Source organism: Ktedonospora formicarum (assembly GCF_016587355.1).
Taxonomy (GTDB): domain Bacteria; phylum Chloroflexota; class Ktedonobacteria; order Ktedonobacterales; family Ktedonobacteraceae; genus Ktedonobacter; species Ktedonobacter formicarum.
Map to the genome: position 1 here is coordinate 4,226,840 of NZ_BNJF01000001.1, position 14,767 is coordinate 4,241,606.

The 14,767-nt window shown below is 51.5% G+C and carries 12 protein-coding genes and 1 pseudogene; 9 read left to right on the forward strand and 4 right to left on the reverse strand.

Annotated features, from left to right (window positions below; translation table 11 throughout):
• The first annotated feature begins 108 nt into the window (after positions 1-108).
• The 9 genes and pseudogenes from K3T82_RS18135 (at position 109) to K3T82_RS18175 (ending at position 10,119) form a co-directional block, all read left to right on the forward strand.
• Positions 109-2,346 carry an ArnT family glycosyltransferase gene (locus tag K3T82_RS18135; RefSeq protein ID WP_220194848.1) on the forward strand — a complete coding sequence of 746 codons (2,238 nt, stop codon included), beginning with the start codon at positions 109-111 and terminating at the stop codon, positions 2,344-2,346.
• 443 nt (positions 2,347-2,789) lie between these two features.
• Positions 2,790-4,111: pseudogene (locus K3T82_RS18140) on the forward strand (FAD-binding oxidoreductase).
• A gap of 132 nt (positions 4,112-4,243) precedes the next feature.
• Positions 4,244-4,984, forward strand: a complete 741-nt coding sequence (locus tag K3T82_RS18145) for an SDR family oxidoreductase (RefSeq protein WP_220194850.1) — start codon at positions 4,244-4,246, stop codon at positions 4,982-4,984.
• Positions 4,985-5,231: 247 nt separating this feature from the next.
• On the forward strand, positions 5,232-5,732 hold the full coding sequence (locus tag K3T82_RS18150; protein WP_220194851.1) for a peroxiredoxin: 501 nt from the start codon (positions 5,232-5,234) through the stop codon (positions 5,730-5,732).
• 500 nt (positions 5,733-6,232) lie between these two features.
• The gene (locus tag K3T82_RS18155; RefSeq protein ID WP_220194852.1) at positions 6,233-6,493 is read left to right on the forward strand and encodes a glutaredoxin family protein; all 261 of its coding nucleotides are present in this window, start codon (positions 6,233-6,235) and stop codon (positions 6,491-6,493) included.
• 41 nt (positions 6,494-6,534) lie between these two features.
• Positions 6,535-7,296 carry a DUF2085 domain-containing protein gene (locus K3T82_RS18160; RefSeq protein ID WP_220194853.1) on the forward strand — a complete coding sequence of 254 codons (762 nt, stop codon included), beginning with the start codon at positions 6,535-6,537 and terminating at the stop codon, positions 7,294-7,296.
• Positions 7,297-7,527: 231 nt separating this feature from the next.
• Complete coding sequence (locus K3T82_RS18165; RefSeq protein WP_220194854.1) at positions 7,528-7,728, forward strand: hypothetical protein; 201 nt, start codon at positions 7,528-7,530, stop codon at positions 7,726-7,728.
• Complete coding sequence (locus tag K3T82_RS18170) at positions 7,725-9,005, forward strand: MiaB/RimO family radical SAM methylthiotransferase (protein WP_220194855.1); 1,281 nt, start codon at positions 7,725-7,727, stop codon at positions 9,003-9,005. The genes K3T82_RS18165 and K3T82_RS18170 overlap by 4 nt, the downstream gene beginning before the upstream one ends.
• Positions 8,971-10,119 (forward strand): Vgb family protein, encoded by a 1,149-nt coding sequence (locus K3T82_RS18175; RefSeq protein ID WP_220194856.1) that lies wholly within the window; start codon positions 8,971-8,973, stop codon positions 10,117-10,119. Before K3T82_RS18170 ends, K3T82_RS18175 begins: the two co-directional genes overlap by 35 nt.
• A gap of 27 nt (positions 10,120-10,146) precedes the next feature.
• On the opposite strand, the gene K3T82_RS18180 is transcribed toward K3T82_RS18175, so the two are convergent.
• The 4 genes from K3T82_RS18180 to K3T82_RS18195 all read right to left on the reverse strand — a co-directional run bounded on the left by K3T82_RS18180 (position 10,147) and on the right by K3T82_RS18195 (position 14,404).
• Positions 10,147-10,812, reverse strand: a complete 666-nt coding sequence (locus K3T82_RS18180; protein WP_220194857.1) for a TetR/AcrR family transcriptional regulator C-terminal domain-containing protein — start codon at positions 10,810-10,812, stop codon at positions 10,147-10,149.
• Positions 10,813-10,889: 77 nt separating this feature from the next.
• Positions 10,890-11,234, reverse strand: a complete 345-nt coding sequence (locus tag K3T82_RS18185) for an ester cyclase (RefSeq protein WP_220194858.1) — start codon at positions 11,232-11,234, stop codon at positions 10,890-10,892.
• A 49-nt stretch (positions 11,235-11,283) separates the two neighbouring features.
• The gene (locus K3T82_RS18190; RefSeq protein WP_220194859.1) at positions 11,284-13,323 is read right to left on the reverse strand and encodes a S9 family peptidase; all 2,040 of its coding nucleotides are present in this window, start codon (positions 13,321-13,323) and stop codon (positions 11,284-11,286) included.
• Between the two features lie 247 nt (positions 13,324-13,570).
• Positions 13,571-14,404 carry a hypothetical protein gene (locus K3T82_RS18195; RefSeq protein ID WP_220194860.1) on the reverse strand — a complete coding sequence of 278 codons (834 nt, stop codon included), beginning with the start codon at positions 14,402-14,404 and terminating at the stop codon, positions 13,571-13,573.
• Positions 14,405-14,767: the final 363 nt, after the last annotated feature.

Genomic DNA, 14,767 nt, shown 5'->3' on the forward strand with positions numbered 1-14,767 from the left:
GAGTGAAGATCCTGTATAATAAAAACCGCTTAGCTTGTCGATTATCACGCTTAAGCCCCTTATGCATATGTTTCACGTCATTCGCCCATAATAAGGGAGTTTGTTGCTATGTCCATCTTGACACCCGACTCTGTGAGCCTGACTCGCCCACAATCCAAACGAGAGAAGCTATTGACAAGATTGTGGCGGCTCTTGTGTGGCAGTTGGGAACTCGGTCCCATTCTGATCGTCGCGACCTTCTTTCGTGTCTATGGTGACCGTAATGCTTTTTTTATTGATGATCAAGCCAGCATGTGGCGGCTTGCTCGTGACTCCGTGACGCACCATCTCCTCCTGGCTTCCAGCAATCGCTCATCTCTGGGTATTTTACATGGCTATTTTATTTCCTATTTCCTGATGCCAGTTGCGGCCCTCACGGCCAATCCCGTGTGGGGCGCGGTGGAAACGGGACTCTTCAATGTGCTGGGGGTCTTCTTGACCTATCTTTTTGTCCGTCGGTACTATGGGCGTTTGACGGGAGCGCTGGCTGCTACCCTGTATGCTATTGGTACCGTCCTGGTGTTGTATAATCGCTATATCTGGCAACCCAACCTGGTGCCCCCATTGGTCGTGGCATTCATGTTTTGTCTCTATTGGGGGGCAGTGGAACGTCGTCGTGGGTGGTTCTTGCCAGCTGTTGCCTTGCTCGGATTGCTCTATGAAACGCATGAGAGTAGCATCCTGATGGCGCTTCCGCTTCTGGTCGCCCTTGGTCTTGCTGGCGTAAAGACGCTTCGATGGCGTGATCTTCTCCTTGCTGGTCTGGTTCTGTTTCTTATCTTTTTCCCCTATCTGACCTGGCTCGTTTCATCGAGTTTTGCCGATATTCAGATATTGCTTCACCAGTCTGAGTCTTCGCAGATTAGTGGGAGGATCTTTCTCTTCTATGCCTTCTTTACCAGTCCTTATGTGAGCAATCCCATCTCTTTCACCGGGCGCCTGATGCGTGAACCCTGGAATTTCGTCAGTGTGCTGCCGAATGATCCGCAGAGTGTGCTTGTGGGGAAAACACATCTTCTTGGTGTGATCAGAGGTTTCCTGTATAGTATGTTCTTCCTCTCGGCAGCGCTCGCTTTGAGTGGTGGCGTTCTCATTGTCCGCGCGCTCTTTCTCGGACAGCGGGTGGGTGCCTCAAGCGAACGGCAAGGACTTCAACGGATTGTGGGGTGGTTCAAGGACTGGTGGTGGACTATCGCTCATACGCCCGAGAAACGTGGCTATGTGCTCTTGCTCGTTTGGCAGGGAATTATCCCGCTCTTCCTGATGCGGAGCCCAACCTCCTTCTATGCTCATTATACGATCTATCTTCTCCCTGGCCCCTTTCTGTTGATGGCTCTCTTCCTAGGAAAGGCCTTTCGGTGGAGTAGTAAGCATCACAGACGCTGGCGTCCCATACTGCGCGTAGTGCTCTCTGGGCTGACGATTATGGTCATCTGTGGATACCTGATTGGAACGACTGGCGCGGTGACTGATATCGCACGGGGAAAATTCGATAGTTCTCTGAACAAACCAATCTACATGAATGATGTCGTCTCATTGCGCAATGCGGTACAGGAATCTGACCGTGTTGCACGTGCGCATGGCATCCATCATATCTATATGGCCGCTAATTTGGCCGTTTCAGAGTCACTTCAATACTTTGCTCGGGATATCAGCACGCCAACCACTGTCTTTGATACGCTGCGCTGTTTGATCCTCCCCAGTCAACAAGTCGGACCAGTGGTCTATCTCGTTGCTCCCTATAGCCCATTGGCCGAAATCCTGCTCCATCAGTATGCGCAGGCCACGCTTATCTCGCAGCCAGCGCGTGTAGGGGGCGCACCATTTCACCTCTACATCCTTTCGGGCAAGCCAACAACGCTGCACATACAGCGTCCCTATACAGGTGATCTGAGCCTGCTCGACACACATGTTAGACGGATCAGTAGTGGCAGACAAAGTTGGATGGTGACCAGTTGGCAATTTACTAATAGTGAGGCACCGGACTGGCGCACCACCTATGAATATGAGTTTAATGCTACATTTGCTGGAAAAAGAAGATTGACGGCTCCAACTCAGGCGACTCAGTGCACAACGACCCGTTTACAGGCGGGAGATCAATTATTGGCCGCTTTTGAATTAACGAGTATTCACGTCGCAACTCCAGCGCAGCTTGCCTTGCGTACAACCTACCTGGAGCTCAAGCCCTGGCTGGTGAATGCGGGACCATTGCAGTTTCAGACCTATAATGATCGTGTGGTGAAAGCGAGAGACCTGCAAACGCCCAAAGGCACTCAGAGCCTCACACTTCCTGGTACCTCGTCGTAAGTGGTCATGCATGCGTTTTGGCGAAGGACACAGGAATTGATCACTCCAGGATCGAGTGCTTGCTTCCTGCTCTTGAGCTTGTTGGGAATATCTGTGTGTTTCAACAAGCTCAACGGCTTTCTCTACCTCTTTCCCTGGTCTGTTATTTCTCATCGCGAAGACGGCTGCATGCATGTATGTATGTTTGCCATGCCTTTCAGGCTAAGTAGTAGTTATATTTTCGCACGATTCGTTATGATTGTTGAACAAAATATTAATGGTCATCTATTTTTGTTTCGAGCTATTACGCTCTGTCAAACTTCATTGGCACAAGCTATGTAGCCATCGGCACGATTGGAGAAAAGAGCACAAAGGAATTGGCATCTCTCTGCCCATTTCACCATTCCCTTCTCTTGAACTTTGACAGAACCTAGCGAGGATACGCTTTCATGCCTACATCGAACATGCCTCAATCCTGGGGTCGCTTCCCACGTGTGAAGCACAGTCATGTGGTACCTGTCTACTGGCGTCACGAGGTACCCCAACTCGATACATTTGAGACCTCTATCCTGCCCTTTGCCTATGGGCGCAGTTATGGCGATAGCTGCCTCAATGAGGGCGGCATCTCGCTCGACGTAAGCAATCTGCGCCATTTCATCTCCTTTGATGAGGAGGAAGGATTACTGCGTTGTGAGGCAGGTATATCACTGGCAGAAGTGCTGGAAGTTATGGTACCTCGCGGCTGGTTTCTGCCTGTGACACCTGGTACCAAGTTTGTCTCAGTTGGCGGCGCTATCGCCAACGATGTCCATGGCAAGAATCATCACAAGGCCGGAACCTTTGGCTGCCATGTGACACAGTTGGAGCTACTACGCTCGGACGGCACCCATCTTCTCTGCTCCCCAACTGAGAATAGCGAGCTTTTCCAGGCGACCATTGGTGGTCTGGGACTCACTGGTGTTATCCTCTGGGCTGAGTTCCGCCTCAAGCGTGTTCAGAACCCCTATATCCAGATGGACAACATTCAATTCGGCTCGCTTGATGAATATCGTCAGGTTGCGGAGGAATCCGACAAAGACTTTGAATATACTGTCTCCTGGGTTGTCTGCCTGGGCAACGAGAAAGAAGTGGGGCGTGGTATCTATACACGTGGCAATCATGATACTACGCGCCCTATGCCTACTGATACACAGGCCAAACACCTCCCTCTGGCTGTGCCTTTTGATTTCCCATCTTTTACGCTCAATCGCTTAACCATTCGCGCCTTCAATCTGGCGTATTACAACAAGCAACTCGTGAAGCGTGTGCACAAAATTGAGCACTATGACCCCTTCTTCTATCCTCTTGATGCCATTCATACCTGGAACCGCATGTATGGCAAGCGTGGTTTCTTCCAATATCAATTTGTCATTCCCTTCGAGGGCGGCTACGATGCGATGGCTGAGATTATGCGCGAAATTAATCATTCAGGCGAAGGCTCCTTCCTGACCGTGCTGAAGTCCTTTGGGGACGTCCGTTCCCCTGGGATGCTCTCTTTCCCTCGTCCAGGGCTGACACTTGCTCTCGACTTCGCGAACCACGGCTCGAAGACATTTCGTCTCCTTGATCGCCTGGACGCTCTGGTTAATGCTGCAGGAGGTCATATCTATCCCGCTAAGGATGCACGCATGCATCCAGAGGATTTTCAGCGCTACTTCCCCGCTGGAAGGAGTTTGAACACTATATTGATCCCAAGTTCTCTTCAAGTTTCTGGCGTCGTGTCACTGAACCCGTAGGTGGCAGGTAGGTGCCTACATTTTCAGGCTTGGAGATGGTTTTGGATGCTGCCTGTATATGGAGCGCATTCATGTCCAGGCACAATATCTTGCGTACATAGAACCTGATCTCTGGTGAACATATTTGGAGTAGAGAAAACTATATGGCAAAAATCTTAATTATCGGCGCAACTTCGGCCATCGCTCAGGAGACCGCCAAACATTTCGCGGCGGATGGCGCGGATTTTTTTCTTGTGGCACGTAGTCCTGAGAAGATGGCGGCTATTGCTAGTGATCTCAAGGTCAGGGGAGCATGCCGTATCGAAACCTTTGAACTTGATGCCTCCGATCTGCATCGCCATCAGGAGATGTTGGATGCTGCACTTGAAACCCTTGGTGAGCTAGATATGCTGCTCATCGCTCACGGCACTCTCGGGAGCCAGAAGTTGTGTGAAGAGAGCGTCGTCGAAACACTCAAAGAGCTCAACACCAATTTTACCAGTGTAATCTCTCTCCTCACCATCGCCGCGAACTACTTTGAGCGCCGTCACCGGGGTGTCATCGCCGTTATTTCGTCTGTGGCTGGTGACAGGGGCCGCAAGAGCAACTATGTCTATGGCACGGCAAAGGGTGCGGTGTCGATCTTCTTGCAGGGCTTACGTAATCGTCTTTCTGCTTCTGGCGTGAGTGTGGTTACGATTAAGCCTGGTTTTGTGGATACGCCAATGACAGCCAAAATCCGCAAGGGGCTTCTCTTCACCAAACCTGGCATTGTCGGAGAAGGCGTGTACCAGGCTATGCAGCAGAAGAAAGATGTGGTCTATCTGCCCTGGTTCTGGGCGAGTATTATGTTTGTGGTCAAGAGTATTCCTGAGCGCATCTACAAACGTCTCTCGCTTGGCTAATCTGTACAGAATAGTGGCTCTCAGCACCAAACTAGATAAGAGCGCATACCGCGACATGGGTAAAATGCTATGTTACAGTATGCGCTCTTTCTCTTGATGGTGAGCCATTTGGTAATGATAGGATAATTCGTCAACCTTATTGCCTCCAAGCCATGAAGAGTCCCATATAGGCCATCCCCACCGTGGGAGGTTTTTCTTGTGGTACACTGAGGGCCAGATGAAAACCATTTTGACGTGAGGTTGTTTTATGAGTGAGATCCAACAGGTTGAGGAGCAGCAGCTTGCTCCTGATTTCACCTTGCCTGCGATTGGCAGCGACGATATTGTGCGAGACGGCAAGGTGCAGTTGAGCGCCCTTAAACAAAAAATCGTTGTGCTGTATTTTTATCCACGCGACGACACCCCAGGGTGTACTGCGGAAGCATGTTCCTTCCGCGATGCCAATCATCTCATGCAGCAGCGTGGTATCGTGGTCTTAGGCGTGAGCGCTGATAATCTCACCTCGCACCAGAAATTTGCCGACAAATATGGCCTGCCTTTTCCGCTGCTTGCCGATACTGATACTCAGGTATCGCAACTGTACGGTGTCTGGAAAGAGCGTAGTATGTACGGGAGGAAATTCATGGGGGTTAACCGTGAAACCTTCCTCATTGATAAAGAGGGAGTTGTACGTAAAGCCTGGCATAAGGTGAAAGCCGATGAGCATGCACAGGAAGTCCTGAACACCATTGAGGCTCTAGGACTCTAAAGAATGCGAGCCTTTCAACCTGGGTGAGGTTGAAAGGCTCATGATGTTTGTGATCTTGATCAGGTGAGACTGAGGGTATGCATGTGGAACGTGTAATCCCGACATTGTCTGTCATCCGTTTTGACAAGGGAGGAGGTGAATTTCACGGGTGTCCAGCAGTCTAAAGATGACACCCCAGGTACCTGATGGTTTTATGCAGGAGAAAAATCCTGCATTCCAATTTACCTAGCATATGTTAAGTAAGAATGGCGCGTTTTAGCGCCTTAGCTCCCCGCACTCCTTGTCAGTTTTGAGGAGCGTTGTGCCAAGCTTGTGCGTGTAAGATTCTCTTCAAGACATCCAGCCAAAGCTGATATTCGGAGTGAAACAAGATTTTATAGCGGGAGCCTGAGCGAATAGAACCCTTTGGATAAAAAGAGGTCGTAACATTGCTATCTCGCGGCATGCGTAGTATGATAAAAAGTGAAGCTAGTAGATGTAGGGGGAAGGAAAGAGCATTTTTGAATAAAGCATTATCCCAGACCTTGCCAAAGGTCATTCTCTATACAAAAGCGGGTTGTCATCTCTGCGATGAGGCGCGCGACATGCTGGACGAGATCGCGTCCGAAGTCTCATTCTTACTAGATGAGGTAGATATACGCAGCGATATGGAGCTTTTCGCACAGTATCGCTATCGTATCCCTGTCATCGTCCGCGATGAAACTATTATCGCCGAGGGGCGTATAGATTATGAGGCAATAGCGAGCGCTTTTGGTATATAAAGGCTAAGAACCACCGAGGGAAAGCGAGAAGGTAGAAAATCATGGCTACATCCTCTCTGCATACGTTGCAGCGGCCTCTCCCGGCCCGGCGACAGAATCGTGTATCGCGTGCATTAACTGATTTTTCTGATAAATCGGCATCTTTCCTGACCAAGCACTGGGCGAAGATTATAACAAGTGTGCTGGGAATTTTGGTGTTTGCCGCTATCTCGGTTCCCTTCCTCTCCTATCTCGGTCTGGATGTTATCTCAAAGCCAATCTTCTATACGCTACATTATGTTTGCGCTCAAATCCCCTCACATTCCTTCTATATCTTTGGGCACCAGCTAGGTATGTGCGCGCGTAATTTCTCGATCTATGCCTCGATGTTTGTTGGTAGCCTGATCTTTACGCTCTCGGGAAATCGCATGCGTGGCATTCCCTGGTGGGCCTGGATTCTGCTCATGGTGCCTATCGCATTGGATGGATTTACACAGATGTTTGGCTTGCGTGAAAGCTCCTGGGAGCTACGTTTGCTCACTGGAACGCTCTTTGGCTTTGGTAATGTCTGGTTCGCGCTGCCTATGATGCAGAAGAGCCTGGAACTACCCGTGCTTGATCCACGCCAGGCTGCTCAAGCTATCTATGAGGCTCAGATGCGTGCTAATGCTGCGCAACAGGTCGTGCCAGTCATGGTCGTTAATCCTACCGTGCAGACTGATCTAGCGAGCACCTATGGTGCCACTCCTCGGCCTATCTCGCCTGCGGCCCTCGACACTGCGACCTTACAGGATTATCCCTTCGCGTCAACAGAAGCGCAATAGAATGTAAGCAAGGGAATAAGGCCGCCCTAATATATCTTATGAAGAAGGGTCGTGGCGTGGTTTGGTGGCATCTACCACCAAACCACGCCACGACCCTTCTTCTACTCTCCCCTACCCAAGCCGGGAAGAATGCGTTATAATACGGTCCATTGTGAAGAGATGATACTTGAAGAACATATCCCTTACCCTCTGGCTTATGCGCTTGAGTGAACGCGGAAGATTGTAGCCACTATGACTGAGCAGACAACACACGAAACAACCTTTGCTGTAACCACCCTGGGCTGTAAGGTGAATCAGGCCGATAGTGAGGCTATTGGCGAGCAGATGAGTTCGGCTGGTTTTGTGCAGCGCGATTTCAACGAGGTCGCCGATATCTATATTGTGAACACCTGCACTGTGACACACCTGGGGATCGCAGTTCGCGCCAATTGATCGCACAGGCTCAACGCCGCCATCCAGATGCTTTCCTCGTTGTTACTGGCTGCTACGCTGAGCTGAATCCTCAAGGGGTCGCAGCTCTGCCTGGCGTCGATATGGTCATTGGTAACACCGGGAAGGATGGGCTTGTTGAGAATATTCGCCAGCGCTATGAGTCAAGCGCTGCTCCTGCCGCAGAGCCAACCCTGCCTACTGACGAGGCAGTGGTCGCGCTGCGCCGTAGCCTGCCTGTGTTGTCTCCTGATGCGCAACATATTGGTAGTGATAGCGAAATAACCTTTCTTCCCGCAGAGCCGGAGCCCGCGCCCGATAATCCCGCTCAACTCTCTCCTTTTACTGATAATACACAGACGAGTGAGCAGGCTAACGCGCGTCTCTTCTCGCGTACTCGTGTTCAGATGAAGGTACAGGATGGCTGCAATAACCGCTGTACTTACTGTATCGTTCCCTATGTGCGAGGAAACTCGCGCAGTCGCTCCATTGCCTCAGTCGTTGAGCATGTCCAGCGCAAGGTGCGCACGGGTTACCAGGAAATTGTGCTCACAGGTATTCACCTGGGCGATTATCATCCAGAGGGCGATGAGCGCCTGGATCTGGGTGATTTGATCGCGACGTTGTTGCGCGAGACGGAGATTCCGCGTATCCGTGTCTCCTCGCTGGAGCCGGAAGATTTCCGTCTAGAATGGCTGGATCTCTGGCAGGACCCGCGTATGTGTCGCCACTTCCATTTACCAATGCAAAGCGGCTCGGATGCCATCTTGCGCCGTATGGCTCGCCGCTACAATAGCGCGCGCTATCGCGAGATTATCCTGGCTGCCAAGCGCCAGATATCAGGTGTGGCGATCAGCACCGACATTATTACGGGCTTCCCTGGCGAGACCGACGAGGATTTTGAATTGACCTATCAACTGGCCCATGAGCTTGAGTTCGCCAAGGCGCATGTTTTCCGCTTCTCAGCTCGCCAGGGAACGGCAGCGGCCCGTATGCGTGGGCAGATCAAGGACGTCATTAAGAAAGAACGTAGCGCACGCTTGCTTGCTTTGAATGACGAGCATAGTCGAAGCTTCCGCCAGCAGTTCCTGGGAGAGACCGTGGATGTTCTGATCGAGCAGTCGAAGCGAGGAACCTGGGAGGGATTGACCGATAACTACTTACGCGTAGAACTGAGCAACTTGCCTGACCCGGATGCTGATTGGCAGCATAAGCTGATTACAGCACGTCTGGACTCTCTGATTGATGACGGTATCGCTGGTAGCTATGTGGCGCGCTAATCCACATAGACGAAGTTACTGCCGAAGCCTCTTGCTCTCGTTGCTCATCGTGCTTCTGCTGTCTGCCTGTAGCAATTCCCGTATTGGTCAGCAGACAAACGGTGAGCAGGAGGGGCAGCCCCTCACCGCCGAGACCACAGGACGTTTTAGCGAATACGTACTTCCCCAGTCTCGAAGCGGGCTGATGCGTCCTGCCGTAGATTCACAGGGGCGGGTCTGGTTTAGCGAGATGTCGCGCAACTATCTCTCCATGTTTGATCCGCGATCCGGCGCTGTGCAGCAAATGACACCACCTGGAAGCGCAGGTGGTCTGATGGGCGTCGCAGTCGCTTCCGACGATACTATCTGGTTCGCGGAAGAGTCTGGCAACTTCATTGGGCATTATAATCCCCAGACACGCCAGTTCAAGAACTACTCTCTGCCTGAACTGACGGTTCCCGATCCTCAGAACGCGCGGAAGCAATTGACGCTTCCCCTGGCTCCCAATGAACTCACATTCGATGCACACGGGAACCTCTGGTTCACCGAACTCAATGCCGATGCCGTAGGATTGTTGAACATCAAGACAGGCAAAATTCGGCAGTATCCGCTTGCCTCTCCGCCAAGTGTGCAGAAGCTGAACCCTTATGGTCTAACTTTGGACCGACAGGGAAATATCTGGGTTGCTCTATCAAGTTCGAGTCAATTAGTGCGCCTTGATCCTATCAGCGGGAAGATCCATCGCTATCCCCTGCCCGATCAAGAGAGCTATCTGATGCAGGTGACTACGGATCGCCAGGGGAATATCTGGGCGAGCGGTTTTAATAAACCGCTCCTGCTCAAGTTTGAGCCAGCTAGCGAGCGTTTTACCACCTATAAAGTAACGTCATCAGCCAATGAAGGAGCGAGTGGTACGATCTATGATGTCGTGGCATTGGCCAATGGGGATGTATGGGTGACTGCCCCTTCGGAGAACGCTCTGGCACGACTTGACGCGAAGACTCGCACTTTCTCTTTTTATCGCATCCCCACGGCAGGAGCTTTCCCCTTTGGGCTAACCGTTACAACTGATGAGTCACTCCTCTGGTTTACCGAGAGTGTAAGCGATAAGTTTGGCTCCTATCGCCTCGCTTAAAGCGCTTCTTGCGGTATGCTTTCCTTCTCACACTCCATCACTATGTTCCTGCTCTGAGGAGAGCATCTTCATTCCTACGAAAAGGGCATCGAGGGCGAAATCGAAGCGAGATTGATGATCATGTTTCTGCCCGAGACCGCTGGCAATAGCTTCGCTGAGGTAGGGAAGCTCGCGTGGATCAAGTTGGTTCGCGAGTCCCTCTGTATCAGGTATTGCATCTTCATGCCCTGGTGTATCGCCCGCTTCCGCCAGTGTGTGACCAACGACGAAGGTGGTAACTATGTTGATGATCTGTAGTGCCCGGAGCGGACTACAACCTGTGGCACACAGTCCCGCAGCGATCCGCTCAACAAGTTGAAGTGAAGCTGGGGTCATCGCTGGTCTGGTAGCAACGAGTGGGAGCAGATGAGGATGACGAAGTAGCTCCTGGTGTAATGCGATGGCAAGCGCGCGTAGCCATTGAGACCACTCCTCTGGTTTCCCTATGGGTGTTACCAGAGCGTTCAATGCCGAACGTTCAATTAACCCATCAAGGATAGCGTCCTTGTTCGGAAAGTAGTAATACAGTGTCATAGCCTCGATGCCTAGCTCGGCACCAAGCTTACGCATAGATAGCCCTGCAATACCATCACGATCAACAAGAGCGAGTGCTGCCTCAAGCACTCGCTCACGTGATATCTTTGGTCGATTCATTCTCCCCAAGCTCAATCTCCTACCTGTGGATAGATTGGCATGCGCTTCACTCTCACATGCATGGTAAACCTGGGAGCTTAATCGACTTCCGGCCAATCCCAGCCGAGTTGGAGAAAGAGCCCCAGGCGATCACTCACGGCCCTAATCTCCTTAATTTTACCATCAATGATCGTAAAGATGTAGATAGCCTCAATCTCGGCGCTACGGTGTGTTGGCTCTGGCATCCTTGGATGGGTTCCTGAATGAACACAACTTTGGGTGATTCGTGCTACCACGCGGTTATTTTCAGTTATGAGTTCATCGATATGCATATGAGCAGGATTGAAAGCTGCTAGTTGCTGACGAAAACCCTCGAAGGCTGCTCCAGGGATGTCGTCCTCACCAAAGATAATTTTATTATGGTCGATGACATCGAGTACCATAAGGGCCGATCAGATATTCCTGATCGGCCCTTTGCTTTTCTTAAGAGAGTTATTGCAGGTATTTGGCGAACCAGCTTTGGATGTGGCGTAGGCGCTCCAGGCGCGAGTGGGGATGTCCACCGCGCGAGAGACCATGACTCTGTCCCTCAAAGCGGACCAGACGGGTCTCACGCCCCATATATTTAAGAGCGGTATAGAGTTGTTCCGCCTGCTCGATGCTACAGCGGAGATCCTGGTCGCTATGGATAATCAGGAGCGGCGTGCGAATATTCTGCACAAACTTGATCGGAGACATATTCATATATTTCTCCAGATCTTCCCATGGTGTTGTGTCCAGAACTTCATAACCAAGGTCCCAGCCGATATCGCTGGCACCAAACATCGTCGCCATGTTGCTGACGCAGCGGTCAGTGATCGCGACCTTAAAGCGGTTGTTTCGTGTTACGAGGTAGTTTGTCATATAGCCGCCATAGCTACCACCTGTGACGCCCATACGTGTGGTATCGATGTAGCCTCGCTGTACCACCTCCGCGACACCGTTCATGATATCGATGGAGTCTTTCTCACCCCAGGCTCCTCGTACTGCGTTAGCAAAGTCGAAGCCATAGCCACAGCTCCCACGTGGGTTCGTATAGAGCACGACATAACCCTCGGCGACCAGAAATTGCATTTCATGGAAGAAGCCATAGCCATACTGTGTATTGGGACCACCGTGGATCTCGACGACCAATGGATACTTGTGATTTGGATCAAAGTTGTTCGGCTTTAAGATCCAACCGTCTATCGGCCAGCCATCAGCTCCCTCATAGCGTATATACTCAGGCTCTGCCAGTTGGAGCTCATTGAAGAGAGGATCGTTGAAACTAGTAATCTTACGTGGCTCGTCCTGGCTTTCGGTAGAGTAGGCATAGATCTCCTGCGGGCGGGTGGCGTTCGCAATAGTCATGACCAGAGTTTTCTGCGTGGCATCGATGCTAAAGTCGCGTGTATGCAGGTTGCCAGGTGTGATCGTGGGAGGCTCTTTGCCCGCGCCGTCAGCGACCGAGACTTTATAGATGTGCGTTGAGCCGTGGTATGATGCGAGCACATAGAGATTGTTCCCATCGGGGGACCAGGCTGGAGCGGGCATAAGATGCTCGTCGCCGATGTCGCTATTGGTGAAGTCCAGGCAGGTACCATCAAATTCGGGAGTTAGATTGTGTGGTTCGCTGCTCTCGGCGTTGGCTGCGATAGTGTAGAGATGAGCGTGCCCAGCTGCGCCAACCTTTTTTGAGCCAGGGAAAGCAATGGTCTGTCCATCGGGGGACCAAGAAGGAGAGGCGCATGACATCGTGCCATCAGTCAGGCGACGTGGGGTGGCTATCTGACCCTCTTGTGGGGTCAGGACATAGACATCCCCGCCAGGAATACGCCAGCGGTCCTCCTCGCGGTCGGAGATAAAGGTGATATGGCGTCCATCGGGAGACCAGGCGGCGCTACTATCGTTCCAGTCACCATCTGTCAGCTGTTGTGATTCGCCGCCCTCTGGTGTAGTCTGGAAGAGATGGGAGCGGTGATCATAGATAAAGCCAACGCCATCGAGGCGGTACCAGAGCTGATCAATCACATGGACCTTTGGCAGTGGTTTTCCTTCTTCCGTCTCTTTGGCAGCGGGGCCAACCTGGGCGCTGAAGAGAAGCTTTTGGCTATCAGGTGACCATACAGGAGAAGAAGCACCATGTTCCATAAAGGTCAGTTGGCGTGCCTCGCCTCCATCGCTGGGCATGATCCAGATCTGAGGTTTTCCCTTACCAAGCTTCTTCTGTTCTTTTTCCCCTGTGTCTGGTGAACCACCCTCGCGTTTGGCAACAAAAGCCAGCCAGCGACCATCAGGAGACCAGGCAGGATCTCCAGTCATCTCACTTTCCTGGGTGAAGCGTCGGGCCTCACCTCCGCTGACTGGGCTGACCCAGATACTTGAGCGGTAGGCGTGTTTCTTGCCATCAATGCGTGTGACGACGTAGGCGATACGCTTCCCATTGGGAGATACGCGTGGTCGGTCCAGAAACTGCATACTGTAGAGGTCTTCGATAGTAATCGGTCGTGGCATAGAGTTCTACCTTTCTTGTACGCATTATCTGTAAGAAGTGATGATGGAGATGTACCAATCAAGGTACACCTCCATCAATGGGTGTGAATGAGGACTGGCTCTGGTGTCGTATTGACGGAGAGCAATGTTCTGTATGTGATTTGATGCGCTCCATATAGTTATTGCATGGCCTTGTCACCTGTCCTATGGGCATTATACTATATGAGTTGGCACATACATGTGGTACAGTAGAGACAGACGGCCTGGTTTAAGCTTTTGGGCGACGGCGACCGCGACGCTCACGTTCGAGGGCGAAGTCGAGTGTTTCATGTAGGCGCTCGAAGTCATCGACATCGAGTTGTAATTCGACCGCTGGTAGATCATCGAGGCGTGCATGCCCTTCTTCAAAAAGTTGGAGCACCATGACAAGCTCAACCTCTATATCGATGACGCCATTGTTGGCATCGATTTCTAGTTCGTCCTCATCCTCATCATCCTCATCATCCTCGCTTGCATGGGGACGTGGAACGAACTCGATATTGGTACGTGCGCATTTGAAGCGCCCAGTGAGCTTGAGGGCGTCCGTGGAGAGTTCCTCCGCAAGTTCGCGTACAACCTCCATCATTTGCGCAAAAGCATCCTGTAATTGCTCCAGAGCATCATCTTCTTCGCCTAGAGCCTCAATATCTTGAGAAAGGTCTCCGCTTGGTTGAGGTCCGGTATTTCCTCCATCTGGTAGGCGCTGACGGGCCAGTTCATTCAGTTGTTTGAGCGTTTGGGCGAAGGCAGGAGAGAAACTGCTCTCTTTCTCACTGACCTTCGTCTCATTTTCGTGGATCGGGGTACTCTCCTGGTGGTCTTCTTCACCGTTCTCGTGCTCATGCTCTTCGTCATCATCGGCACCCAGTCCTACTGCTGCCTCGACTGTGAGAATTTGCTGGTGAAGTTGTTCTGCCACGTCGTGAGGAAAGTAGGCCAAGATTCTTGCCTGTCTTGACGCTGCGAGTAACTCAAATTGGGGCCATTCTCGATGGCGTTCTCGACCCCGCAAGTATCTCACTTCCACTAATCCCAAGGTGTCCAACCGCAACGATAGATCCATGTCTTCCTCCTCGTTAGCAGAGTCATCCCGGCTACGTCTTCCATCTTGTCCGCCGTCACTTGTTCCGCACAAGTGTCTCTTCTGCTAATGTGTATTGTAGGCAAGAGGTATCGACTTACTCCTGCTTATCCAGGGGCAAGCGTCCAGCGCAAAGTCAAAAAGCCTGTTTAGGAAAAGGTTTACCCCAGGAAGATGTACAAGGGCACTCTTGCCTCCTTCTCCCAAAAAGGTCATGTTGAGAGGGCACTGGCTGAGAAAATAAATATGCGAACTCCCCTGGCAATATCGCCCTTTTGGGGCATGCGTTAACCGGAGTCAGCGCAAGGTGCTTGAAAGGGTCTGGAGAACCAGTTACGATGCCCT